This is a genomic window from Candidatus Thermokryptus mobilis (genome assembly GCF_900070205.1).
Classification (GTDB): domain Bacteria; phylum Bacteroidota; class Ignavibacteria; order Kryptoniales; family Kryptoniaceae; genus Kryptonium; species Kryptonium mobile.
Genome location: NZ_FAOO01000015.1, coordinates 24,177 through 49,912, shown reverse-complemented (window position 1 = coordinate 49,912; position 25,736 = coordinate 24,177). Strand labels below are relative to the sequence as shown.

Genomic DNA, 25,736 nt, shown 5'->3' with positions numbered 1-25,736 from the left:
TTAACTTTGTTTGTCGTTCTTTCGTTCTTGAGTGAATCATTTTTAAAGCGTGACAAGGTTTTTAATTCACTTGAATTAAAGACGCATGTGTTCGTCAGAAGGATTGCCAAGATATACAAAATAGAGGAAGTTTGATTGTCCTTTATGAGTGATAAAAGTGTAAATCAAACCATTTCAATTTCCTCCCATACAATAGTTAAAAATTCACTTTTCAATTTGGCTGGTCAAATAATTCCGATAATAGCTGTAATCATTGCTCTGCCCGTTTTAATTAGTTATCTTGGGGTTGAGAGGTTTGGTTTACTTTCAATTCTTTGGATGCTGATGTGGTATTCTTCAATGCTTGACCTTGGGCTTGGTAGGACGACGACGAAGTTTGTATCCGAGTTGCTTGCGCAGTCAAAATTTCGTGAAATACCGAAAATTTTTTGGACCTCAGCTTCAATCCAAGTAGTTATGGGCTTATTAATTGGGATGTTTTTATACAGTGTTTCTCCGTTCATCGTTGTGAAACTTCTCAAGGTTTCCACCCATTATATTAATGAGACAAAATTATCTCTGTATTTCATCTCACTTGCCGTGCCATTGATACTTATATCAACATCTTTTCAAGGTCTCCTTGAAGCATATCAGAGGTTTGACCTTGTAAATCTTGTGCTCACTTTAACGAAACTGGGTGTGCTAATTTTGTCAATCTTTGGCGCCATTTTAAATTTTGGTTTGTCAGGGATAGTTTTCTTGATAGTCATGTTTCGGTTGTTTGTCATTTTAATTTTGGGGTTTATTGATTTTAAAGTGTGCCCCGAGTTGAAAAACTTTTCGGTTGATTTGAAAACATTTTCAAAGTTGCTTTCTTTCGGGGGTTGGCTTACAGTAAGTAATATAGTCATACCAATTTTGACATATGTTGATAGGTTTTTGATCTCTTATTTTCTTTCAGCAGCTGTTTTAGCGTATTATACTGCACCATTTGAAATTGTTCAAAGGATGTGGATTGTTCCGATAAGTTTAACAATGACTTTGTTCCCGGCGTTTTCAGCGTTTAAAGCGCTGGAGGATCAAAGTAAACTTGAAAATGCTTTCACGAAATCTATAAAGTATACCTTTTTAATACTTTTCCCTGTCGTTTTTATTATAGCTATCTTTTCTGCGGATATTTTAAAGGTGTGGCTTGGTCCTGAATTCCAAACACAAAGCAGTGTGATTTTTCAACTCCTTGCCTTTGGATTTTTTATTAGTTCTATCTGTGGTTTTCCTTTAATACTTTTACAAAGTTATGGGCGACCGGACCTTGTCGCGAAGGTTTCGCTTGCTGAACTGTTTTTGTATATACCTTTTGTTTCTTTCTTGATCCTTGAGCTTGGTCTTAAGGGTGCAGCTTTGGGTTGGCTATTGAGAAGTTTTGTTGAAGGGGTGTTTCTTTTTTATTTCGTTTTTAACTATAAGATTGTTTCCTTTGGAAATTTTTTCAACAATACAGTAAGACAACTCGTGCTTATTTCAATTGTGATGGTGCTTGGGATTTTTTTGATCAAATTTTTCTTCACTACCTTTGAACTAAAGTTTGTTTTCTCTCTGACTTTGCTCTTAATTTTTGCATTATATGTATGGTTTTTTGTGATAGATGAAAATGAAAGGGTTTCTATTCGCTCATTTGCGAAAATAAAAGCAACTTTCAAATGAAAGCTCCGGTTAGCGTTGTTATACCTTGTTATAATTGCAAGGGAACGATAAAGAGGGCTGTTGATTCGGTTTGGGCTCAGACATGGCGACCCGAAGAAGTTATAATAGTTGATGATGGAAGTGATGAAGAAACGAAGTTGTATTTGAGAGACCTTGTTAAAAATTATGAAACTGGTTGGATAAAACTAATTGAACATGATGTAAACAGAGGACCGGGATCCGCACGAAATACAGGATGGGATAATGCAACTCAACTATATGTTGCTTTTCTGGATTCGGACGATTCATGGCATCCGAGAAAAATTGAAATTCAGTATAACTTTATGCGATCAAATCCTGAATTTGTAATTACAGGACACAAAGTTGAAGTTTTGAAAAATGATTATACGCCTTTTCCTGAACATTCGGAAAAAGTGAGATTTAGAAAAATTTCAGCTAAAAGATTGCTCTTTCAGAATGTTTTTCCGACTTCATCAGTTATGCTTAAAAATGGTTTGCCATTTCGCTTTGAGCCATCAAAGAAATACGGGGAGGATTACTTATTGTGGCTTAACATACTTTTATCTGGCTATTCTGGTGCTTTTATTAAACTTAATCTTGGGTATCGGTATAAACCGTATTATGGTTTTAGTGGGTTGAGCGCAAAGTTATGGGACATGGAAAGGAAGGAGATAAACTCTTATTTAAAGCTTTTTCGGGAAAGTAAAATTTCGTTTTTCACCATTTGTGTTGTTTTACCTTTTTCATTTTTAAAATACATAAAGCGCGTTATTAAATCTTTATGGAAATAGCAAGGCAAAATATCCGATATGTTTCCAAGATTGAGGTCCAGAACGTTTTGTTTGTGCTTTCCCTTGTATTACCATTTTTTGGAATTTTTGTGAACTATTATGGTATGTGGATTTTAATGTTTATTGCTGGTTTTTTGTGGCTTGTCCTGACCAGGCGTGAGGCGAACGCTGGATTAATGTTCCTTTGGGGACTTGAATTTGAACCAGCACCTGTTGATTTCGTTTTTTTTGGCTCGTGGTTGAAAAGGATAATAAAAGGTGATGTCAAGTGGAGTAATAATCCATTATTTTATCTTTTGTTTGTTTATATTTTGCTTAACTTGGTGCAAATTCCGTTAAGCATTTCTTTACAGCGTGCTGGGTTTTTTGCCCTTGTTACAGTTTATACGATATCGTTTGCTTTTTATTTTTCGGGGTATATCAAGGATTATGATACTTGGAATGAGGTTAAAAGATTTTATCTTATTGCGGTTATAATTTCGGCTATGGTTTTGGCGGTTATGATTTTACTATTATACCTTCAGGGGCGACTTGGAAGACCAGCTGGTTTTTTTAAGGACCCAAATGTTGCGGGTGCGTTTATATCAACGGGCGCTTTATTCGCAATGACGAGAATTTTATTTGGCAAGAGAGAAGAAATCGGTAAATATCTTTTAATGTTTTTGTTTCTTTTAATTTCAGTTGTCTTGACATTTTCACGCGGTTCATTTTTAAATCTTTTAAGCGGTATTGGTGTCATTGGTTTGATTTCAATTTTTGTGAGACGAAGCAAGAGATTTTTTATTGTGCTTTCAATTGCGGTTGTTATCGGCTTAATTTCCGTTCCATTTTTGCTTGAAACATTTAGACAAAGTTTTAGGTTTAGAGGATTACAATGGTATGACATTTACGGGAGGGCGATGGCATGGAGAGCGGGCATTGAAATGCTAAAAAACTACCCACTTGGTGTTGGTCCAGGACAATTTGAGATTTATTCAATTGATTATCAAAAGTCGGTTGGCGGACCGATGTTGAGGTTAACTCCGTCAGCGCATAGTTTATATTTGAGGGTTTTAACTGAGAACGGATTGCTTGGATTTGGAATTTTTTTGGTTGGGTTGAGCGTGGCGATTGTTTTTGGAATCTTTGAACTTTTTAGAAGTTTAAAATCAAATGAAGCAAAATTTCAGGATATAGCTTGGCTTTTGAGCTCTTTGGTTGGGATTTTGGTTCAAAGTTTTGTAATAGATACGCTTCATTGGCGACATTTTTGGATAATTTTGGGTTTCATGTTTGGTCTTGTGAAACTGAAAAATAAAACGAGTTAATTTTGTGCGGATACTTTATGTTGTGACATCTGCTGGATTCGGTGGAGCTTCAATGCATGTTTTGCAGTTGATGAGATATTTCACTACGCAAGGTTTTGAAATTGGTTTGGTCTCGGCTCCAGAGCCGAGGTTATTAAGGGAGGCTGAGAAACTTGGTGTAAGGTTATTTGTGAACCCATATTTTGTGCGACGGCTTCATATTTTTAATGATATTAGAGCTTTTGTGCCCGTTAAAAAAGCGATAAAAGAATTTTCGCCCGATATAATTCACGCGCACAGCACCAAGGCGGGTTTAATTGCACGGTTCTGGTCGGCTGTTTTAAATGTTAAGCCGATAATTTTCACAGCTCACGGATGGGCATTTACAGAGGGCAGGGAATACTGGAAGAGATTTCTGTTGGCGCAAATTGAGAAGTTAGCTGGATATGTCACCGATAAAATTATCTGTGTTTCTGAATTTGATAGGAAACTTGCATTAAAGTTTAAGGTTGCTAGGGAGGACAAACTTGTTGTAATACATAACGGAGTTGATCCTAATGAATTTTTTAAAATTTCAAGGGATTATCGCAAATCTTCCAATGAGGTGATTGTTACATTTGTGGGTCGACTTGCTCCACCCAAGGATTTACTTTTGCTTATTGATGCAATTAAGTTAGTTCCAGAGATAAAGCTTCAAATTGTTGGTGATGGTGAATTGCGTCAACAAGTTGAAGGATATATCTTTAAGAACGGATTGAGAGATAGAGTTATTTTACTTGGTGAAAGGTTTGACATCCCCAAAATACTTGCTGAAAGTGATATCTTTGTTTTGCCTTCCAGGTGGGAGGGTTTACCTTTGACAATTATTGAAGCGATGATGTCGGGTTTGCCAGTTGTTGCAACTCGTGTAGGTGGGATACCTGAACTTGTTGACGATGGAGTTAATGGTTATCTTGTCCCATCAAGGGATGTGAATGCACTTGCCAAGGCGATAAGGAAACTTGTTTCCGATGTTGAGTTGCGTGAACGCATGGGGAAAGCTGGGCGGGAAAAAGCAATTGAAAAATTTACACTTGATAAAATGTTATCAAAGATTGCCCAAGTATATGAGGATGTTCTGATTAAAAGAAAGAAAATTCCTCAATATGTTAAAAACGCTTGAAAAAATAATTGTTTTGTGCATTGATGTTTTGATGCTTGTGTTGAGCTGGGTGATCTATTATTTCATCAGGGTTGAAAGTGGTCTGTTTCAATATTACACTAAACCGGAATTTCTTCTACCAATGTTTGTCATAACCGTTTACTGGCTCATTTTGTTTTGGTTTTTCGGGCTTTACCAATCTTGGTATGCTAAATCACGGCTTGATGAGCTTATAACCATTTTTAAAACCGTCACATTTGGTGTTTTAGCGTTGTTTTTCGCCATCTTTATTGATGATATATCAACGAATTCACCAGCGAATTCAAGATTGTTGATATTGATCTATTGGTTCATTGTGCTTTCATTTGTTTCTGTCGGGAGGTTAAGCGTTAGAACATTTCAAAGGAAACTTCTTGAAGCAGGAATAGGTGCAAGGAATACAATTATCGTGGGGTTCAATGAGAAGGGTAGGGAGATTTTTGATCTAATTTTGAAATATCCGGCACTTGGCTATAAGGTTGTCGGTTTCGTGAGGACAGATAAAAGGAAGGGGGGTGAATATAAGGGTGTTAAGGTTCTTGGCACTGCTGATAAGATAAACGAGATAATAAGGGAGAACGAGGTTAAAGAGGTGATTTTCGCGCTTGAATCAAGCGAACATGACAAATTGCTTGAATTAATTGGGAAGTGTAAGGAGGATGTTAATTTTAAAATAGTTCCCGACCTTTACGACGCAATAAGCGGACAGGCACGAACGAATCAGATCTATGGTTTCCCGTTGATTGAGATAATGCCTGAGATAATGCAACCATGGGAGAGGGTTGTAAAAAGGTTGATTGATATAGTTGTTTCTTTGATCGTTCTCGGTCTTGGTTTGCCTTTGTGGGTTTTGATTGCGATTTTGATCAAAATTGATTCTCGTGGACCTGTGATATACAAGCAGGAAAGGGTTGGGAAGGACGGGAAGATATTTACATTGTATAAGTTCCGTTCTATGTATGAGAATGCGGAAGCGCTTACTGGTCCAACTTGGGCAACAAAAAATGATCCAAGGGTTACGCGCGTTGGAAAAATTTTGAGGAAACTTCATCTTGATGAAATCCCACAATTTATAAATGTTTTAAAGGGAGATATGAGCTTAATTGGACCGAGACCTGAAAGACCTGTTTTTGTAGAGAAGCTTTCAAAGGAGATCCCCCTTTACAGGAGAAGGTTGAAAGTTAAGCCTGGCATCACTGGTTGGGCTCAGGTCAAGTATAAATACGATGAATCAATTGAGGATGTAAAGAAAAAACTGCAATATGATCTTTTTTACATTGAGAATATGTCGCTTCGTATGGATTTGAAGATCATTGCTTACACAATTTTGCATATTCTTTCTGGCAAAGGTCAAACTTAAAACATAAACTTGTAGAGTAAATGGAGATACCGATTTTCACACCGGTGAGGCAGTATCTGAATTTGAAAGAAGAAATTGATGCTGTAATTCAAAAAGTTTTGAGCAGGGGTGATTTTATACTTGGTGAGGAGGTTAAGGAATTTGAGCAGAAAGTTGCGCAGTATCTTGGTGTTAAACATGCTATAGGTGTTGCCTCCGGGACGGACGCTCTTCAAATTGCGTTAATGGCTATTGGTTTAAAGCCGGGGGATGAAGTTATAACGACGCCTTTCACATTTGTGGCAACAGCTGAAACGGTTGTTCTACTTGGCGGAAAGCCCGTCTATGTTGATATTGATGAGCGAACATATAACATAGAGCCAAAACTTATTGAGGAGAGGATAACTGAAAAGACGAAGGCGATAATTCCAGTTCACCTTTATGGTCAGCCCGCAGAGATGGAGAAAATTCTTGACATAGCCAGAAGATACAATCTTTATGTGATTGAGGACTCGGCTCAGGCGTTTGGAGCCGAGTACAAGGGCAGAAAGGTTTGCACTTTTGGCGACATATCCTGCATTAGTTTCTTCCCGACGAAAAATCTCGGTGCTTTTGGCGATGCTGGTATGGTGGTCACTAATAATGATGACTTAGCGGAGAAGATAAGGATGATTCGCGTCCACGGGTCAAGGATGAGATATCACCACGAGCTACTTGGGGTCAATAGCCGACTTGACACTTTGCAGGCGGGGATCTTGCTTGTGAAGTTAAAATATGTTGATGAGTGGAACGAGAGAAGATCTGAGATCGCAAATAGATATTCAAATGCGTTAAAGGACATTGATTCAATTGTTACTCCTTACGCTGAGCCGTATAATAAGCATATTTATCATCAATACACTATAAGGACAAACAGAAGGGATGAGTTGATTGAATTTTTGAGGGGGAGAGGGATTCAAACAGCGGTTCATTACCCGATCCCGCTTCATCTTCAAAAGGCGTTTTCTTATTTTGGTTATAAAGAGGGTGACTTCCCTATCGCTGAAAAATGCTCACGGGAGGTGCTATCTTTGCCGATGTTTCCCGAGTTAAGGGATGATGAGATTGATTATGTAGTTGAAAGTATCGTTGATTTTTTCAAAAGTAAAAATTGACACCCGATGAAAATCCTTGTTATAATTCCGACATATAATGAAGCTGAGAATGTGAGGGAGTTAATACCACAGGTTTTAAGCCAGGAGGAGAAGATAAAGTCCTTTGCTGATGCTCGGGTTGATGTTCTTGTCGTTGATGATAATTCACCTGATGGAACGGTTGAAGTTGTGAAGGAATTGCAGGGGAAATTTTCTGGGAGGATTCATTTGATTCAAAGACCCGGAAAGCTTGGGCTTGGGACTGCATATGTTGAGGGTTTTAAATTTGCGTTGGCGAACGATTACGATTATGTTTTTCAGATGGACGCCGATTTTTCACACGACCCGAAGGAAATACCTGAATTGCTTAAAGGAACGCTTGACAGTTATGATATAGTCATTGGTTCAAGATATTCGCATGGTGTTTCGGTTATGAACTGGCCAATGAGTAGGGTTTTGCTCAGTTATTTTGCCAATGCTTATGCGAGGACTTTTACAGGCGTTCCAGTTAAGGATTTGACAAGTGGTTTTAAATGTATCTCTAAAAGGGTGCTTGAAAAGATAAAACTTGATAGAATCAAGTCAAATGGGTACGCTTTTCAAATTGAGTTTACGGTAAAGTCCTACTACAAAGGGATGAGGATCAAAGAACATCCGATAATTTTTGTTGAGAGGAGGTCTGGGGTTTCAAAAATGAATAGGAAGATAGTTTTTGAAGCTGCTTTTATGGTTTTGCGTCTTATGTTTTCTGAAAGGTTTTTAAAACTCTTCAAGAGAAAGAGGGATGGGGGTTGATCTTTCAATAATTATTGTGAACTACAATGTTAAGGAGTTTCTTGAGAGCGCTTTAAATTCAATCAAGAAAGCAACCGTTGGGATTAATGCCGAGATATTTGTCGTTGATAACGCAAGTGAGGATGGAAGCGTTGAGATGGTAAGGCAGAAGTTTCCCGAGGTTAATTTGATAGTTAATAAGGAAAATGTGGGTTTCGCAAGAGCGAACAACCAAGCGTTGAAACTTGCAAAGGGAAAATATATTTTGCTAATAAATCCTGATACGATTGTTCAGGAGGACACTTTCAGGGTTTTAATCTCTTTTCTTGAGTCACATCCCGAATGTGGGATGGTTGGATGTAAAGTTTTAAATCCGGACGGGACGCTTCAGCTTGCTTGTCGTAGGAGTTTTCCAACGCCATGGGTTGCTTTCACGAAGATGGTTGGGCTTGCGAGAGTTTTCCCAAAGAGTAAAATTTTCGCCCAGTATAACCTCACATATCTTGACCCTGATGAAATCGTTGAGGTTGATGCTGTGAGTGGTTCGTTTATGATGATAAGAAGGGAAGTTTATGAAAAGGTTGGCGGGCTTGATGAGGACTTTTTTATGTATGGGGAGGATATTGATTGGTGTTACAGGATAAAAAAAGCCGGCTGGAAAATTTATTATGTTCCGACGACTCAAATAATTCACTTCAAAGGGGAGAGCACAAAAAGAAGTAATATTGACGAGGTCAAGGTTTTTTACGATGCGATGAGAATTTTTGTTAAGAAACATTTCAAAGAGTTCGCTCTTTTAAATGTTATATTGAGAGTTGGAATTTTTGTCAGGGGATTTGCTGCTTTTTTAGGCAAGGTCTTTAAAAATTATTGGGAGATGTTCGTTGATTTCGTTTTCGTAATATTCTCGTTTTTGATCGGCGAATTTTTGAGGTTTGGTGCGATATTTGCCCTTCCGAAATATGCCTATCCAGAAGTTTTGATTGTCCCACCAGTTGTAGTTTTGTTTACGCTTTATTCGTTTGGGGTTTATACTAACAGAAAGTTTTCAATTGGATACACATTGGTTTCAGTTTGGTTTTCTTCGCTTATACTTTCAACGATGACTTTTCTATTCAAGGATTATGCTTTCAGCAGGATGATTTTTCTTGCGATGACTTTATTTAATTCTATTTTTCTCCCCGGGTGGAGGTTTATCGTGAGGGTTTTCGGTAGGATTCCTTTTATAAATGTAAGGATTGATGCAAGGAGGGTGATAGTTGTTGGTTCGGGAGAAAATGCGAGGATGCTGATAAGGAAGTTGAAGGGGAAAACGGGTGAAAATGTCAAGATTGTAGGGATAGTTGAACTTGATATGAAAAATGTTGGGCAAAGGGTTGATGGTGTTGAAGTTATAGGTGGGATTTCAATGGTTGAGAGGATAATCCGTGAGAAGAAAATTGATGATGTCATATTTGTCAGCGGTGAGATTTCTTATTTTGACATCCTTTCAATAATAGGACGGGTGAAAGATAGAAGCGTTAATTTCAAGTTGGCTCTTTTGGGGTCGGATTTAATTTTAAGCAAAGGGAGTGTTGATTCGCTTGATGACATTCCAGTTCTTGACATTGATTATAACATAAACAAGTTTTTGAATCGTTTTTCAAAGAGGGTCTTTGATATTATTTTTTCACTTCCGCTTTTGATTTTTGTGTATCCTTTGGTATATTTTAAAAAAATTTTTGGTGCAGGTGTTGGCGATTTCGGCGAGAAAATTTTGCTTTTGCCGAAGGTTTTGAAAGGAAATTTGAGCTTGGTTGGTCGTCCGCTTGATTCTCCCGATGGTGAGGTTTTCCTTGGGAAGAAAGGTTTGACTGGGATTGTGCAAATCCAAGATTCCGAAAATTTATCCCACGATGAGATTGAGCGACTTAATATCTTTTACGCTCGGAATCAGTCGCTTGCGCTTGACATTGAGATTTTAATCAGGGCTTTTTTAAAATTAATTTCAAACAAAGCGAAGAAGTGATATGTCAAAGTTTGTTCTTGATTTTGAGAAGCCGATAATTGAGCTTGAGCAAAAGATTGAGGAGATGCGTAAATTTGCAAACAGTGGTGGTGTTGATTTGAGTGAGGAGATAAAAAAGCTTGAGAGTAAAGTTGAAGAGTTGAAAAGGAACATCTATTCAAATTTAACTCGTTGGCAGAAGGTTCAAATAGCAAGGCATCCTGATAGACCTTATCCTTTGGATTACATTTATCTTATGATGAGTGATTTTATTGAGTTGCATGGTGATAGATGTTTTGGTGATGATAAAGCGATGATAGGTGGTTTTGCAAGGCTTGAGAGCAGGACTGTTATGGTGATAGGGACACAAAAGGGTAGGGACACGAAGTCAAATCTTTATAGAAATTTTGGGATGCCCCATCCCGAGGGATACAGGAAGGCGATGCGTTTGATGAAGCTTGCTGAAAAGTTCGGTAAGCCAGTGATAACTTTGATTGATACGCCGGGGGCATATCCTGGCATCGGAGCAGAGGAAAGAGGTCAGGCGGAAGCAATAGCGAGGAATTTGTTTGAGATGTCTAGGTTGGAGGTTCCGATAATTGTCGTTATAATAGGAGAGGGCGCAAGTGGAGGGGCACTTGGCATTGGTGTTGGTGACAGGGTTCTTATGCTTGAGCATGCTTGGTATTCGGTTATAGCACCGGAGTCGTGTTCAAGTATCCTTTGGAGGAGTTGGGACTATAAAGAGCAAGCGGCTGAGCAGTTGAAATTAACAGCGCAGGATTTAATAAATCTTGGTGTAATTGATAGGATCGTTCCTGAGCCAGTCGGTGGGGCACATCGTGACCATAAAGAAGCTGCAAGGATTTTAAAAGAGATTTTGATTGAGGAAATTGAAGAACTTTCAAAGATAAAACCGAAAAAACTTGTTGAGATGAGGATTCAAAAATATAGAAAAATGGGGTTCTGGGAAGAATGATAAAGCACATTTATAAAATCAGGGTTAGATATTCAGATACGGATCAAATGAGGTTTGTTTATCACGCCAAGTTTTTTGAGTATTTTGAATGGGCGAGGACCGAGCTTTTAAGGGATTATGGTTTGCCTTATAGTGAAATTGAGAGGATGGGTTATTTGATCCCAGTCCTTGAAGCGTTTGCAAGGTTTAAAAAACCAGCTTATTACGATGACCTTTTAAGGATTGAGACATTTATGAAGGAAATCCCAAATTTGAAATTTCGTCTTGAATATGAAGTTTATCGCGATGTTGATGACGAGTTGGTAGCGGAGGGTTATACCGAGCATGTTTTTCTTGATGCGAAGACATATAAGCCGGTGAAACCGCCAGAGGTCTTTATGAATTTCGTCATTGAAAATTTCAAATCGTGTAAAAATAAGAGGTGTTAAGCCATGTTTGACAAGAAACTTCTTGAAATACTTGCTTGCCCGAAATGTAAGGGTGATTTAAAGTATAGTGAAGAGACAGAATCGGTTCTATGTGAGAAATGTGGAAGGGTTTATGAAATAAGGGATGGGTTGTTAATTTTAAAACCGCAGGATGAAAGTGAGAGATGGTATCACGATGGGAAATTTTCATCTTGAGGAGAAAATAATTGAAATTGTTGAGAGAGCTCTTGTTGAAGACATTGGTTCTGGTGATGTGACGACGATGGCTGTTATAGGTGATGAGGGGATTGAAGCAGAGGCTGAGTTCGTTTCAAAGGATGAAGGGGTTGTTGCTGGAATTGATGTTGTGTGGTTTGTTTTTAGGGCGCTTGATCCGAGTTTAAATTTTATTCCTTTTCTTTCCGATGGGGATGAAGTTAAAAAAGGAGATATAATTGGAATTGTAAAAGGGGATGTCAGAAGTATTTTAACTGTTGAAAGGACCGCTTTGAATTTTTTGCAGAGGATGAGTGGAATTGCGACTTTGACGAGAAAGTTTGTAAAGGCAGTTGAAGGAACGAAGGCTAAGATCACTGATACAAGGAAAACAGCCCCGGGGCTTCGTTTAATTGATAAACTTGCGGTGGAAATAGGTGGTGGGGTAAATCATAGATTTGGATTGTATGATATGATTTTGATAAAGGATAATCATATAGCGATCGCTGGCGGTGTTGAGAAGGCAATTGAAAGATGTTTGAGGTTCATAAAGGAGAAAAACCTTGATTTAAAGATAGAGGTTGAGGCACAAAGCGTTGAAGATGTTGAAAAAATTTTAAAGGTTGGGGGTGTTGATAGAATTTTGCTTGATAATTTCAACATTGATGATTTGAAAAGGGCTGTTGATTTGATAGGTGAAAGGTTTGAAGTTGAAGCATCCGGTGGGATCACGCTTGAAAATGTCCGTGAAGTTGCTGAGACGGGGGTTGATTACATATCGGTTGGGATGTTGACTCATTCTGTTAGGGCGCTTGATATTTCACTTGAAATAAAAGTTTAATCATTATGGAGATAGTTTCTGATTTCCTTGTTATAGGAAGTGGAATTGCGGGTTTGTTTTATGCGTTGAAAGTTGCTGATTATGGTCAGGTTGCTATAATCACGAAGAAGGAGAAAGCCGAATCAAACACGAATTATGCACAGGGGGGGATTGCGTCGGTTTTTTCACCGGATGATTCTTACGAGCTTCACATTCAGGATACTTTAAATGCTGGGGCTGGGCTTTGTAAAAGGGAGGCGGTTGAGTTGATGGTTCGTGAGGGTCCGAGAAAGGTTGAGGAATTGATGAAAATAGGGGTTGAATTCACGAGGACGCAAAATGGTCGGCTTGATCTCGGGATGGAAGGGGGGCATTCAAGGCGAAGAATTGTTCACGCAAAGGATTTAACCGGGCGTGAAATTGAAAGAGCTCTTCTTGAAAAAGTCGCAAGTCATCCAAATGTTAAAATTTTTGAGCATCATGTTGCGATTGATTTGATAACGGAGCATCATTTGGTTGGAATTGATAAGAGCAAGAAGATTGACAATATACATTGTTGGGGTGTTTATGCGCTTGATTCAAAAACGGGAGAGGTCAAGAAGTTTCTCTCAAAGGTGACTTTGCTTGCAACCGGCGGACTTGGGCAGGTATATCTTCATACGACAAATCCGTTGATCGCAACTGGTGATGGTGTTGCTATGGCTTATCGGGCGGGGGCAAAAATTGGGAATATGGAGTTTATACAATTTCACCCGACAACGCTTTACAATTCGGGTTCGCCGGTATTTTTGATCTCGGAGGCGGTCCGCGGGTTTGGTGGAATATTGAGGACAAAGCAAGGTGAGGACTTTATGAAAAAATATGACCCGCGTGGTTCGCTTGCACCAAGGGATATAGTTGCAAGGGCAATTGATGCGGAACTTAAAAAATCAGGCGATGAATATGTTTATCTTGATTTGACACATTTAAATCCGGATAGTGTGAAGGATAGGTTTCCACACATTTATGAAAAGTGTCTTGAATTTAAAATTGACATCACAAGGGAGCCAATTCCTGTTGTTCCAGCTGCACATTACTCTTGCGGTGGTGTTGTCACTGACCTTTGGGGCAGGACTTCAATAGTTGGTCTGTATGCAGCTGGGGAGGTTGCTATGACCGGGGTTCATGGTGCGAATCGTCTTGCGAGCAATTCTTTGCTTGAAGCACTTGTTTTCTCTGAAAGAGCTGCAATTGACTCCGTAAAATTCGTCAGGGAAAATTTCTTTAAATTTCCGAACATACCAGATTGGATTGACACTGGGATTTTTAACACTGAGGAATGGGTTTTGATTTCGCACGATAAAAGAGAGATACAGCAATTGATGTGGGATTATGTCGGAATTGTCAGATCAACTTTGCGACTTGAACGAGCAAAAAGAAGAATTGAACTTATAGCTGATGAAATTGAGGAATTTTACAAGAAGACAAAGGTGACCGCTGAAATACTTGAATTAAGAAATCTTGCCATTGTGGCGCTTTTAATCATTCGTTCTGCTTTAATGAGAAAGGAAAGTCGCGGTCTTCATTTTACGACCGATTATCCCGAGCGCGACGACAAGAATTGGCTTAAAGATACAATAATTCAGGATATAAAGATTTAAAATTTAACTTTTGGGTCTAATGTTGGAAGGAAAATTTAAATTCGGTGTTGTGGTCTTTCCGGGTTCAAATTGCGACCATGATGTTTATTATGTTTTAAGCGAAATTTTTAAGCAGGATGTTAAATTCATTTGGCACAAGGATGATTCCGTTGGTGATGTTGATGTTGTGGTTTTGCCGGGTGGATTTTCATATGGGGATTACTTAAGACCTGGGGCTATCGCGAGGTTTTCTCCTGTGATGAAGGATGTCGTTAGGTTTGCAAATGAAGGCGGGGTTGTTATCGGGATATGCAATGGGTTTCAAATTTTGGTTGAGGCGGGACTTTTGCCAGGGGCTTTTTTGAGGAATAAATCACTGCGTTTTATTTGTAAAAATGTTTATATCAAGGTTGAGAACAATGAAACGATTTTTACCTCACTTTGTAAAAAGGGGGATGTCTTAAAAATTCCAATTGCTCACGGTGACGGGAATTATTATGTTGATGATGAAACGCTTGATGAGTTAATAAAGGGGGATCGCATCGTTTTCAGATATTGTGATAAAAATGGCAATGTTGATGAAGCGTCAAATCCAAACGGTTCTGTTTTCAACATAGCGGGGGTGATAAATGAGGGGGGAAATATTCTTGGGATGATGCCTCATCCCGAGAGGTGTTCAGATCCCGCGCTTGGTTGCACTGATGGCGCGAAAATTTTTAATTCTTTGATTTATTCTTTAAATTTCGTCAGAAAATTTCTTATTGAACAAAAATAAATCAAAGGTGATTGAAATGTTTGGGCTTGGGTGGCAAGAGTTATTGTTAATTTTGATTGTGTTGTTGATACTTTTCGGTGGAAGGCGTCTCCCGGAGCTTGCTCGTGGGCTTGGTTCGGGGATAAAGGAGTTCAAAAAAGCGCTTCGTGAAGAAGAACAACCTCAGGACGAGAAACCGAAGGAAATTGAGCAGAAGACGGAAAAGAAAGATCAAGCTTAGTTTGGAGGTGTTTGTATGTTTGATAACATTGGATTTGGGGAACTTCTTGTAATAGCTCTTTTCATATTGATTTTCTTTGGACCGAAGAAAATACCTGATATAGCGAGAAGCTTAGGAAGGGCAATCCGTGAGTTTAGGAAGGCAATGCAGGATGTTCAAAGTGAAATTCAAAGTGTGACGGGGATTGACATTGATGGTGAGATATCCTCGGTGAGTGAGCAACCCAAGATTGAAGCGCCAAAAGATCTTGACGATTTAAAGTTTTCAAAGGATGAGAATTTAAATGAAAGAAAAGTTGAAAGTGTTAATTTGGGTTTTGAGGAAAAGGATGTTCGGTTGGACAAATCCCGAAAGAAATCCAGGATGATGAAAGAGGTGAAGAAATCCTCAGGAAGGGTGAAAACAAAATCAAAGAGGAAATGACACATAAAAGGTTTGATGTTTTAACTTACGATGATATAAGGGAAGGTCTTCTATCGGGGAAATTCACTTGCGAATCCATTGTGAAAGGTTATATAGAGAGAATAAGGAGTTATGAGCGGTTAAACGCTTTTATAAGCGTTTTTGAGGATAAAGCGATTGAAAGGGGGATTGAAATTGATAAGAAAATAAAAGAAGGTAGATTTGGGAAACTTGCTGGAATGGTCATTGCGGTTAAAGACAACATTTGCATCAAAGATGAAAGGTGCACTTGTGCATCAAGGATACTTGAGAATTTCATTTCGCTTTACAACGCCACTGTGATTGAGCGTCTTTTAGAGGAAGATGCGATAATAATTGGGAAGACGAATCTTGATGAGTTTGCGATGGGTTCTTCTACTGAAAATTCTTATTTTGGTCCTACATTGAATCCATTTGATGAGACGCGAGTTCCCGGGGGTTCAAGCGGTGGTAGTGCTGTTGCGGTTGCCGTTGGGCTTTGTACGACTGCTCTTGGCTCTGATACGGGTGGTTCAATAAGGCAACCGGCTTCGTTTTGTGGGGTCTACGGGCTTAAACCGACTTATGGGAGAGTTTCAAGGTTCGGACTTGTAGCTTTTGCTTCGTCTTTTGATACGATAGGACCACTGGCAAATTCAACGAGAGATATAGCGCTTGTCCTACAGGTTATAGCTGGGCGTGATGAAAATGATTCAACTTGTGCAGATGTTCCAGTTCCTGATTATTTAAGCTTCATCGGCTTGGATGTGAAGGGTTTGAGAGTTGGTGTTCCAGAAGAGTATTTTTCCTTGGGGCTTGATGATGAGGTAAGGGAGGCGATTCAAAAAAGGATTGATTTTTTAAGTGAGAATGGAGCTATAATTGAAAAAATCTCTCTTCCACATACCGAATACAATATCCCAACTTATTATATACTTGTAACCGCTGAGGCATCTTCAAATCTTGCTCGCTATGATGGGGCAAGATATGGATATAGAGCTTCGGGTGTTAAGAGTTTATATGAGATGTATGTTAAGTCAAGGAGCGAAGGTTTTGGGGCTGAGGTTAAAAGGAGGATAATGCTTGGAACCTATGTTTTATCGGCTGGATATTATGAGGCATATTATCGTAAAGCACAAAAGGTGAGACGATTGATAAAAGAGGACTTTGATAGGGCATTTGAAAAGGTGGATGTCATAATAACGCCGACATCGCCGACGACGGCTTTCAAGCTTGGTGAAAAGATTGACGATCCGCTTCAAATGTATCTTTCCGATATTTACACTGTTTCAGTCAATCTAGCTGGTGTTCCAGCGATAAATGTTCCTGTTGGGTTTGACAGCAAGGGATTGCCAATTGGCATGCAGATAATAGGGAGACAATTTGACGAGGGGACAATTTTAAGGGTTTCGGATTTCATTGAAAGAAATTTTGAAGGCAATAAGTGATTGAACAGTTAAATCAAATGTTCGGAGATGAGAAGATCGTTGAGAAGATAAAGCGCAAGTTGCCTTATATGCTTTTCATAGCAGAAGTTGAAATGTCAAAATCTGGCAAAGTCGGAATGGAAGTCGGGACTCTGCGAGAACAAATCATAATAGCACTCCTGATTTATAAATTCGGATATGAAAATGTGAAACCTAACCCAATTACTACCGAAGATTTTGACATTGAATTATATGGAAAGCCTGTTTCCATAAAAACAATAAAGAAGAATTTGCCAAAAAGAATTGGAAAGTTTTCTGGGAGTGGGATAAAACTTATATGGACAGTTGATTGGGAAAAAGTGGAGAATTTTTATAGAAACTACGAACCAAAAAGTGAGATGCTGCTTGTGGAAGTATCTTGGGGTAAAGATGGTGGATTTTACTATATTCCATCTGAAGTTCAAAGAGAAGTTTTTGGAGAAATAGGGAGGAATAGATATATATACCGCCATAGAAGAGGAACAAATCCAAGAGGTGTTGAGATAAGTAATGAAGGAATCAAGAGATTAATTGAACACCGGCAAACGAGAAAAATAGATATTTTTTGGGAAAGACCTGAAATCGGTGCAGAGATAATTTATAAGCCATATCAGAGGTGGGTTGAAATATGGGCAGAAGAATAGGAACAAAAACGAGCTCGTTTGGCTCACCGGGTAGAGTAAATCATGATTCGTCAGTTTTTTATTCGCGTAAGCTATTTCAAGACCTCCCAAAAGAGAAATCAGTTGAGTATGTTGAGAACAAAATACCGGCTGAATTTCTAAATAGGATTTTCTGCAAATCAAGCGAAGATATGAGCGAACTTCCTTCAAACAGTATCCATTTAGTTGTGACATCTCCCCCTTATAATGTAGGCAAAGAATACGATGAAGACCTTAATCTGAACGAATACAGAGAATTTTTAAAAAGAGTTTTCAGTGAGGTAAAGAGAGTTCTTGTACCTGGCGGAAGGTTATGCATCAATGTTGCAAATTTGGGAAGAAAACCTTATTTGCCTTTACATATTTATATAATACAAGATATGCTTGATCTTGGTTTTTTGATGAGGGGAGAAATTATATGGAACAAAGCCGGTGGAGGGAGTCCATCAACCGCTTGGGGTTCTTGGCTTTCAGCAAAAAATCCTACTTTAAGAGATCAACACGAGTATATTCTTGTCTTTTCAAAAGATACATTCGCAAGGCAGAATCCATTCAATAGGAAAAGCACTATTTCCCGTGAGGAGTTTCTTGAATTCACAAAAAGCGTATGGACATTCCCAGCCGTATCTGCAAAAGAAATAGGTCATCCGGCTCCTTTTCCTGTTGAACTACCTTATAGATTAATTCAGCTCTATACCTTTGAAGGAGAGGTAGTGTTGGACCCATTTATGGGAAGTGGTCAAACTGCGATTGCAGCTTTAAAATCAAGAAGGTTTTATGTTGGTTACGAGATAGTCCCAGAATATGTGGAACTCGCTCAGAAAAGAATAAAAATTTATGAAGGTCAAGGTTATTTGTTTTAAAAACAAACTCGTAGAATAAAATGGCAATACTTGTTGACAAAAGCACCCGCCTTGTCGTTCAAGGTATAACAGGTGGTGAGGGCTCATTTCACACAAGGCAAATGATTGAATACGGAACAAATGTCGTTGCTGGCGTTGTCCCAGGCAAAGGTGGAACTTTGTTTGACGGGAAAATTCCGATATTTAACACTGTTAGAGAAGCCGTTGAAAAAGAAGGCGCGAACACATCAATAATTTTCGTCCCAGCACCGTTTGCACCAGATGCGATAATTGAAGCAGCAGATGCTGGAATTGAATTGATCGTCTGTATAACCGAAGGAATCCCAGCGAAAGATATGATCCAAGTTTATGAATATCTAAAACACACAAGTTCAAGGTTAATTGGACCAAATTGCCCGGGTGTGATCTCCCCTGGAAAAGCGAAAGTGGGGATAATGCCGGGGTTTATTCATAAAGAAGGAACGATCGGTATTGTTTCAAGAAGTGGAACTTTGACTTATGAGGCAGTGAAACAATTGACGGAGCTGGGTTTTGGTCAATCAACTTCGGTTGGGATAGGTGGTGACCCAGTGATAGGCTCAAAATTTACGGATATAATAAAGCTTTTCAATGAGGACCCGGAGACCGAGGCGATCGTTATGATAGGTGAAATAGGTGGAACGGCGGAGGAAGAGGCAGCTGAATTTGTTAAAAATTATGTTGACAAACCTGTCTTCGGATTTATCGCAGGGAGAACAGCACCGCCTGGAAGAAGGATGGGACACGCCGGAGCTATAATTTCAGGTGGCAAAGGAACGGCTCAAGAGAAGATGAAAGCATTGTCTGAGGCAGGAATTCATGTAATAGAAAATCCAGCTGTTATAGGGGAAACGGTTAAAAAAGTTCTCGGTGAAAGACCAAAGCGAAAAGTTTTTGTTATGGATACTGCTAAAGTGAAGTCGTCAAGAAAGAAAACCGTAAAATCAAAAAAGTCAAAGAAGGCAAGTAAAAGGAAAAAGTAATAGAAAAACAAAATTTGGAGGTTGAACTTGGAAAGGACACTTGCGATTCTGAAACCTGATTGTGTCAGAAAAAATTTGGTCGGGAAGGTAATATCGCACATTGAATCTGCGGGCTTTAAAATAGTAGCTATGAAGATGTTAAAGTTAACACCGGAACAAGCCAGGGCTTTTTATTATGTGCATCGCGAAAGGCATTTCTATAACGATCTCGTGAATTTTATGAGTTCGGGCAAAATTGTTGCGCTTGTCCTTGAGAAGGAAAACGCTGTTGATGATTTCAGAAAGTTGATAGGCGCAACCGACCCGAAAGAAGCTGAAGAAGGAACTATCCGTAGATTGTATGCAGATAACAAACAAGAGAATATAGTCCACGGTTCTGATTCTGTTGAAAATGCAAAAATAGAAATATCCTTTTTCTTTTCTCAAAATGAATTAATTGCAAATGAAACATGAGAAAATTTATCGTGTTGAACCTTATAGCCATTACTTTGGCATTTTCTCAGCAAAGCCGAGTTAAAATCGGTGCAGAAATTTTAATTGAAAAGCATCTTGATTTAATCAAAGGTAAAAAGATAGGCATTGTCACAAATCACACTGGAATTTTGCCTGACGGTCGGCATATAGTTGATGTTTTAAATGAGATTGAAGATGTTAAAGTTGTTGCGCTTTTTGGACCTGAACATGGCATAAGGGGTGAAGTCCCAGATGGTAAAAGTATTTCTCATGGTGTTGATACGAAGACGGGCATCCCTGTATTTTCGCTTTACGGTGAAGTAAAGAAGCCAACGACAGAAATGCTTAAAGATATTGATGTTTTGATCTTTGACATTCAAGATGTTGGGGCGAGGTTTTATACCTATATCTCAACCATGAGCTATTGTATGGAGGCGTGTGCAGAGATGGGAAAGAAGTTTATCGTCCTTGATAGACCAAATCCAGTTCGTGGTGTTTATGTTGATGGTCCTATACTTGAACCGAGGTTTAAATCTTTCGTTGGGCTCCACCCGATACCCGTTGCGCATGGGATGACGGTTGGCGAACTTGCAAAGATGTTTAACGAAGAGGCATGGCTTGAAAATGGTATGAAAGCAGATTTGACAGTTATAAAAATGGAGAATTATTCAAGGAAATTGTGGTTTGATCAAACTGGGCTTCCGTGGATAAAGCCATCGCCGAATATGATGACTTTGAAAACCGCTATTGTCTATACAGCAACTTGTTTTATTGAAGGGACAAATGTCTCTGAGGGCAGAGGAACTCAGCATCCATTTGAATGGATTGGTGCACCTTGGATTGATGGTAGTAAACTTGCGAATGAACTTAACTCTTATAACCTTCCGGGTGTGAGGTTTGAGCCGATTAGTTTTATCCCAACTGATATAGAAAAGGTGACGGTTGACCCAAAATATGAAGGTGAAAGATGTGGCGGGATTTATCTAAATGTTTATGACAGGGAAAAGTTTGAGCCAGTTAAAGTTGGTGTTTATATACTTTATGCGTTGAAAAAACTTTACCCGGATAAATTTAAATGGAGAACCGCTGGTCAAGATAGGTTGTGGGGCACAGATAAAATTAGATTGATGATAGATGAGGGTAAAAAGCCTGAGGAGATTATAAAAACTTGGGAGAGCGAGTTAAAAAAATTTTTAGGCATCAGACAGAAGTATCTCTTATATAACTAAATATTCACAGCGTTATGAGGAAGCGAAAACCCGAGGCGATACTTGAGGAGCTTGAGAAATTCATTCAGGGTCTTGGGATAACTTTGAAATATGAGAAGGGAGATTTTGAAGGTGGATATTGCGTTTTGAAAGAGAAAAGGATGATAGTTATAAACAAGCTTGCCAATGTGCAGAAGAGAATTTCTCTTTTAGCGCAGAGCATTTTGGAGATCGGCGTTGATGAGAAATTGATGGATGAGAACATTAAAAGCATAATAGAGGATGAAATCGCAAAATTAAAAATTACTCAGTAATGAAAATACTTGTAATTCACGGGGCAAATTTAAATCTACTTGGGAAAAGGGAGCCAGAAATTTATGGAAATATGACGCTTGAGCAAATAAATCAAACTTTGATTAAGGAATTTCCAAATGTTGAGTTTGAGTTCTTTCAGTCAAATCACGAAGGGGAAATAGTTGACAAGTTGAATTCAATCGTTGACTCTGACTTTAATGGTGTTGTGATAAATCCGGGTGCCTTCACACATTACTCGTATGCGATAAGAGACGCTGTTTTAGCGCTTAAAATTCCTGTTGTAGAAGTTCACCTTTCTAACATATACGCAAGGGAAGAGTTTAGAAGACATAGCGTTATAGCTCCTGTTTGTAAGGGTCATATTGCAGGTTTTGGGCATTTGAGTTATATTTTGGGTGTAGAGTCAATTGTGAAATTAAAAGAACCCGAACGAGATGATAAAGGCAGTGATTTTTGACCTTGATAATACGCTTGTTGATTTTATGACTATGAAAAGGCAGGCGATTGATGCAGCTATAAGTGCGATGATTGATGCTGGTTTAAAAATTTCCCCTGAAGAGGCAAAGGAAAGGATTGACAGGATTTACGCACAAAAGGGGATAGAGTATCAGCAGGTATTTGATGATTTTTTAATGGAGATTTACGGTAGGGTTGATTATAAAATTCTTTCTGCTGGTGTTGTTGCGTATAGGAGAGCTCGTGAGGCAGCTCTTGTTCCGTATCCGCACGTTTATATGACTTTGACGACGCTTTTGAAGATGGGCTTGAAACTTGCTGTTATTTCAGATGCTCCAGCAAGGGAGGCCTGGTTAAGGTTGTGTTATTTGAATTTTCATCATATTTTTGACCATGTGATAACTTTTGATGACACTGGTGAAAGAAAGCCAAGTCCTGCTCCTTTTTTAAGGGCGCTTGAACTTTTAGGGGTTGAACCGCAGGAGGCAATTATGGTTGGTGATTGGGCAGAAAGAGATGTCGTTGGGGCAAAAAAAGTCGGTATGAAAACCGCATTCGCAAGATACGGAGATACATTTAACACGCAAAATCCAGAGGCAGATTATGAACTAAATGACATAATTGAACTCATTGATATAATCAAAAAGGAAAATGGATGGGAATGATAATTGGTGTAGGTATTGACATAGTTGAGATTGATAGGTTTAAAAGGGTGATGGACAGATGGGGGGAGCATTTTCTTAGGAAAATATTTACCGACCGAGAGATAGATTACTGCCTTTCAAAGAAAAATTCCTACCAGCACCTTGCGGGCAGATTTGCTGTGAAAGAAGCAATAAGCAAGGCAATATCTACAGGTTGGGGTGGAATTTTTAGGTGGCGAGATGTTGAGGTCTTGAGCGATAAAACAGGAAAACCTATAGCTCTTTTCCACAACAAGCTCAAAAATGAGTTAAGCTCCTGTTTGGTTCATATTTCAATATCTCATTCCCATAATTATGCTGTCGCTATAGCAGCTATTGAAAGAATTTAATCAAAAAACTAACAAGGAGGAAGCTATGCCTGTTGTCAAGCCATTTTCAACAATTGCAGAAATGTTTGATGTCATAACAAGACATTTCATTGATTCTGAAAAACCGGCTTATCTTTACAAAGTTGCTGGGGTTTATAAACCGTTATCTTATAAAGAGTTGAGAGAGATGGTTGAGTTGACCGCATGCGGACTTGCTGCACTTGGATTGAAAAAAGGAGATAAAGTTGGAATTGTCTCAGAAAATAGAATTGAATGGATAATTGTTGATTTCGCGATGACAACAACTGGAATAATTGATGTTCCAGTTTATCCGACTTTGACATATAAGCAAATTGAATATATATTTAACGATGCTGGGGTTAAGGCGACTTTTGTCTCAAATCAGGTGCAATTGTCAAAAATTGAAAAAATTTATGACAATGTTGAAACACTTGACAAGGTTATAATTTTCACTGAAAAAGGGATTTCAGCTCCGGGGTATCTTTTAAGTTTAAGGGAGTTGATGGAGCTTGGCAGGGATTTCAAGGCGAAAAATCCCGATTATTGGATAAATATGATAAGGGAGGTAAGACCGGAGGACATTTTAACGATAATTTATACATCTGGGACTACAGGTGAGCCGAAGGGGGTTGTCTTGACACATAAAAATCTTGTTTCAAATATATTGAGCGCGACGCAAGTTGTTCCGATGACTCCAGAGGATACTTTTCTTTCATATTTGCCTTTTTCGCATTCATTTGAGAGAATGGCTGGTTTTTATGCAGCTTTTGCTTGTGGTGGAGTGGTTGCTCTGGCTGAAAGCATTGATACAATCGCTCAAAACTTGCTTGAAGTAAAGCCAACAGTTATGACATCAGTTCCGAGATTATTTGAGCGACTTTACAACAGGATAATAAAAGGAGTTGAGTCGGGTCCTGCCTTGAGAAAGAAAATTTTTTATTGGGCTCTTGATGTTGGAAAAAAATATGTTCAAGCATCAAAAAGGGGAAAGGTTCCCGCGTGGTTAAAATCTCAATATGCGCTTGCGGATAAACTTGTCTTTTCAAAACTGAAAGCGAGAACGGGTGGAAGGATTAAATTTTTTGTCTCCGGTGGAGCAGCTCTTGCTAAAGAACTTGGCGAATTTTTTGAAGCGCTTGGGATAAAGATAATTGAAGGATATGGTTTAACCGAGACATCACCAGTTTTAACTGTAAATCGCCTTGATGATTATAAATTTGGAACTGTTGGGAAACCAATACCTGGGGTTGAGATAAAAATTGCTGAAGATGGCGAAATCCTCGCTCGCGGTCCAAATGTCATGCTCGGTTATTATAACAATCCAAAAGCAACCGCTGAAGTTATAGATAAAGATGGATGGTTTCACACTGGTGATATCGGTTATTTTGATGAGGATGGATTTCTTGTGATAACGGATAGAAAGAAGCATATCTTTGTGAGCTCTGGCGGGAAGAATATCGCTCCGCAACCAATTGAAAGTTTGCTTGCTCAATCAAATTACATTGATCAGGTTGTCGTGATAGGTGAAGGGAAACCATTTTTAACCGCATTGATAGTCCCGGATTTTGAAGCAATTAAGGATTATGCCAAGCAAAATGGAATCTCATTTCAAGATGATAAAGAACTTCTGCATCGGGATGAGATTTACAGGTTATTTGAGAGGGAGATTAAGCGAATAAATAAAGAGCTTGCCCAACACGAACATATAAGAAATTTCCGATTGCTTGATAAACCTTTCACGATTGAAGATGGTGAGTTGACGCCTACATTGAAGGTTAAAAGAAAGGTTGTTGAACAGAAATATAAAAACTTAATTGAGCAGATGTATGAAGAGCTTGGAGTTTAAAATTCTCATCATTTTGTTCTCTAACCTTTTCGCTTTTCCTTTTTTCACTTTGGCACAATCATTGGGCGAAAAAATCGTCAATGTTGAGCTTATATCTGATTATGATGGCGTTTCAGATAGGTTTAATCTTGGTGTTCGTTTTTCTATAAAGCCAGGTTGGTATATATACTGGAAAAATCCCGGGGACGCAGGGTTAGCACCAAGTGTTGAGTTAAATTTGCCATCGTCGCTTAAAGCTGGAAATATTTTGTTCCCGTTGCCCCAGAAGATTGACCATGAAAATGTTATATCATATGGCTATTTTAATGAAGTTGTTTTGATAATACCTGTTGAGGTTACATCAAGAGATAAATTTAAAATTGAAAACCTTGTCAAAGCGAAGGTAAGTTGGGTTGTGTGCAGTGAAAGTTGCGTACCCGGGAGAGCAAGTGTTCAATTGAAAGTTATAAAAGCAAATAATCAGTGGCGTTCTAAAATTGAAAAGTATGCTAAAATGCTCCCACAACCATTTGAAAAATCTGGCTTGAAAATTGAAAGCTTGAAGGTTGAGCGAAAAGGAAAAAGTGATATTGTCAGGGTCAAGTTTGGCGGTTCCCTTGCGACAAAAATCGTTGATTTTTATCCTGAGCAGATGGACAAGTTTTTGATTGATTTTAAAAGCATCAAAGTTAAAGATGGGATTCTTGAGGTTTCGGTTACGCCTACAAGTCAAGGTGATAGAGTGAACTTTTTAAGTGGGGTGCTCGTCTTAAATGGTAAAGGTTATGAAGTAAAACTTGATTTAACAAAAACAAATTGAGAGGA

General features: G+C 38.7%; 28 protein-coding genes. All 28 read left to right on the top strand.

The window, feature by feature from the left end; genetic code table 11:
- The first annotated feature begins 144 nt into the window (after positions 1-144).
- On the top strand, positions 145-1,683 hold the full coding sequence (locus tag FKZ43_RS09345; RefSeq protein WP_140945622.1) for a flippase: 1,539 nt from the start codon (positions 145-147) through the stop codon (positions 1,681-1,683).
- Complete coding sequence (locus FKZ43_RS09340) at positions 1,680-2,474, top strand: glycosyltransferase family 2 protein (protein WP_140945621.1); 795 nt, start codon at positions 1,680-1,682, stop codon at positions 2,472-2,474. Before FKZ43_RS09345 ends, FKZ43_RS09340 begins: the two co-directional genes overlap by 4 nt.
- Positions 2,475-2,563: 89 nt before the next feature.
- Positions 2,564-3,781: an O-antigen ligase family protein gene (locus FKZ43_RS09335; protein ID WP_181180324.1), complete on the top strand. Its 1,218-nt coding sequence runs from the start codon at positions 2,564-2,566 to the stop codon at positions 3,779-3,781.
- 4 nt (positions 3,782-3,785) lie between these two features.
- A complete protein-coding gene (locus FKZ43_RS09330) occupies positions 3,786-4,922 on the top strand; it encodes a glycosyltransferase family 4 protein (RefSeq protein ID WP_140945619.1) in 1,137 nt (378 codons plus the stop codon).
- Positions 4,906-6,300, top strand: a complete 1,395-nt coding sequence (locus tag FKZ43_RS09325; RefSeq protein ID WP_140945618.1) for an undecaprenyl-phosphate glucose phosphotransferase — start codon at positions 4,906-4,908, stop codon at positions 6,298-6,300. Before FKZ43_RS09330 ends, FKZ43_RS09325 begins: the two co-directional genes overlap by 17 nt.
- Positions 6,301-6,320: 20 nt before the next feature.
- A complete protein-coding gene (locus tag FKZ43_RS09320) occupies positions 6,321-7,433 on the top strand; it encodes a DegT/DnrJ/EryC1/StrS family aminotransferase (RefSeq protein ID WP_140945617.1) in 1,113 nt (370 codons plus the stop codon).
- 6 nt (positions 7,434-7,439) lie between these two features.
- A complete protein-coding gene (locus FKZ43_RS09315) occupies positions 7,440-8,207 on the top strand; it encodes a polyprenol monophosphomannose synthase (RefSeq protein WP_140945616.1) in 768 nt (255 codons plus the stop codon).
- Positions 8,197-10,194 carry a glycosyltransferase gene (locus FKZ43_RS09310; RefSeq protein ID WP_140945615.1) on the top strand — a complete coding sequence of 666 codons (1,998 nt, stop codon included), beginning with the start codon at positions 8,197-8,199 and terminating at the stop codon, positions 10,192-10,194. The genes FKZ43_RS09315 and FKZ43_RS09310 overlap by 11 nt, the downstream gene beginning before the upstream one ends.
- Position 10,195: 1 nt before the next feature.
- Complete coding sequence (locus FKZ43_RS09305) at positions 10,196-11,152, top strand: acetyl-CoA carboxylase carboxyltransferase subunit alpha (protein ID WP_140945614.1); 957 nt, start codon at positions 10,196-10,198, stop codon at positions 11,150-11,152.
- Positions 11,149-11,580 (top strand): acyl-CoA thioesterase, encoded by a 432-nt coding sequence (locus FKZ43_RS09300; protein WP_140945613.1) that lies wholly within the window; start codon positions 11,149-11,151, stop codon positions 11,578-11,580. Before FKZ43_RS09305 ends, FKZ43_RS09300 begins: the two co-directional genes overlap by 4 nt.
- Before the next feature lie 3 nt (positions 11,581-11,583).
- Complete coding sequence (locus tag FKZ43_RS09295; protein ID WP_140945612.1) at positions 11,584-11,775, top strand: Trm112 family protein; 192 nt, start codon at positions 11,584-11,586, stop codon at positions 11,773-11,775.
- On the top strand, positions 11,756-12,616 hold the full coding sequence (gene nadC / locus FKZ43_RS09290; protein WP_140945625.1) for a carboxylating nicotinate-nucleotide diphosphorylase: 861 nt from the start codon (positions 11,756-11,758) through the stop codon (positions 12,614-12,616). Before FKZ43_RS09295 ends, nadC begins: the two co-directional genes overlap by 20 nt.
- The gene (nadB, locus tag FKZ43_RS09285) at positions 12,616-14,235 is read left to right on the top strand and encodes an L-aspartate oxidase (RefSeq protein ID WP_140945611.1); all 1,620 of its coding nucleotides are present in this window, start codon (positions 12,616-12,618) and stop codon (positions 14,233-14,235) included. Before nadC ends, nadB begins: the two co-directional genes overlap by 1 nt.
- A 19-nt stretch (positions 14,236-14,254) precedes the next feature.
- Positions 14,255-14,989: a phosphoribosylformylglycinamidine synthase subunit PurQ gene (gene purQ / locus FKZ43_RS09280; protein WP_140945610.1), complete on the top strand. Its 735-nt coding sequence runs from the start codon at positions 14,255-14,257 to the stop codon at positions 14,987-14,989.
- A 16-nt stretch (positions 14,990-15,005) separates the two neighbouring features.
- Positions 15,006-15,209 (top strand): twin-arginine translocase TatA/TatE family subunit, encoded by a 204-nt coding sequence (gene tatA / locus FKZ43_RS09275; protein WP_140945609.1) that lies wholly within the window; start codon positions 15,006-15,008, stop codon positions 15,207-15,209.
- Positions 15,210-15,224: 15 nt separating this feature from the next.
- A complete protein-coding gene (locus tag FKZ43_RS09270; RefSeq protein ID WP_140945608.1) occupies positions 15,225-15,632 on the top strand; it encodes a Sec-independent protein translocase subunit TatA/TatB in 408 nt (135 codons plus the stop codon).
- On the top strand, positions 15,629-17,077 hold the full coding sequence (gene gatA / locus FKZ43_RS09265; protein WP_140945607.1) for an Asp-tRNA(Asn)/Glu-tRNA(Gln) amidotransferase subunit GatA: 1,449 nt from the start codon (positions 15,629-15,631) through the stop codon (positions 17,075-17,077). The genes FKZ43_RS09270 and gatA overlap by 4 nt, the downstream gene beginning before the upstream one ends.
- Entirely contained in the window at positions 17,074-17,739 is a 666-nt protein-coding gene (locus tag FKZ43_RS09260; protein ID WP_140945606.1) for a ThaI family type II restriction endonuclease, read from the top strand. The genes gatA and FKZ43_RS09260 overlap by 4 nt, the downstream gene beginning before the upstream one ends.
- Positions 17,724-18,620, top strand: coding sequence for a DNA-methyltransferase (locus FKZ43_RS09255; protein WP_140945605.1), 897 nt, complete (start codon positions 17,724-17,726; stop codon positions 18,618-18,620). Before FKZ43_RS09260 ends, FKZ43_RS09255 begins: the two co-directional genes overlap by 16 nt.
- Before the next feature lie 20 nt (positions 18,621-18,640).
- Complete coding sequence (gene sucD / locus FKZ43_RS09250) at positions 18,641-19,621, top strand: succinate--CoA ligase subunit alpha (RefSeq protein WP_140945604.1); 981 nt, start codon at positions 18,641-18,643, stop codon at positions 19,619-19,621.
- Positions 19,622-19,648: 27 nt separating this feature from the next.
- The gene (gene ndk, locus FKZ43_RS09245; RefSeq protein WP_140945603.1) at positions 19,649-20,074 is read left to right on the top strand and encodes a nucleoside-diphosphate kinase; all 426 of its coding nucleotides are present in this window, start codon (positions 19,649-19,651) and stop codon (positions 20,072-20,074) included.
- Positions 20,071-21,303, top strand: a complete 1,233-nt coding sequence (locus FKZ43_RS09240; RefSeq protein ID WP_140945602.1) for an exo-beta-N-acetylmuramidase NamZ family protein — start codon at positions 20,071-20,073, stop codon at positions 21,301-21,303. Before ndk ends, FKZ43_RS09240 begins: the two co-directional genes overlap by 4 nt.
- Before the next feature lie 14 nt (positions 21,304-21,317).
- Positions 21,318-21,596: a hypothetical protein gene (locus FKZ43_RS09235; RefSeq protein ID WP_140945601.1), complete on the top strand. Its 279-nt coding sequence runs from the start codon at positions 21,318-21,320 to the stop codon at positions 21,594-21,596.
- Complete coding sequence (gene aroQ / locus FKZ43_RS09230; RefSeq protein WP_140945600.1) at positions 21,596-22,054, top strand: type II 3-dehydroquinate dehydratase; 459 nt, start codon at positions 21,596-21,598, stop codon at positions 22,052-22,054. Before FKZ43_RS09235 ends, aroQ begins: the two co-directional genes overlap by 1 nt.
- Positions 22,032-22,718 carry a TIGR02253 family HAD-type hydrolase gene (locus FKZ43_RS09225; RefSeq protein ID WP_140945599.1) on the top strand — a complete coding sequence of 229 codons (687 nt, stop codon included), beginning with the start codon at positions 22,032-22,034 and terminating at the stop codon, positions 22,716-22,718. Before aroQ ends, FKZ43_RS09225 begins: the two co-directional genes overlap by 23 nt.
- On the top strand, positions 22,709-23,086 hold the full coding sequence (acpS, locus tag FKZ43_RS09220; protein WP_235894736.1) for a holo-ACP synthase: 378 nt from the start codon (positions 22,709-22,711) through the stop codon (positions 23,084-23,086). Before FKZ43_RS09225 ends, acpS begins: the two co-directional genes overlap by 10 nt.
- Before the next feature lie 25 nt (positions 23,087-23,111).
- Positions 23,112-24,932, top strand: a complete 1,821-nt coding sequence (locus tag FKZ43_RS09215; protein WP_140945598.1) for an AMP-dependent synthetase/ligase — start codon at positions 23,112-23,114, stop codon at positions 24,930-24,932.
- Positions 24,933-24,993: 61 nt separating this feature from the next.
- The gene (locus tag FKZ43_RS09210) at positions 24,994-25,731 is read left to right on the top strand and encodes a protein-disulfide reductase DsbD domain-containing protein (protein ID WP_181180323.1); all 738 of its coding nucleotides are present in this window, start codon (positions 24,994-24,996) and stop codon (positions 25,729-25,731) included.
- The last annotated feature ends 5 nt before the right edge of the window (positions 25,732-25,736 follow it).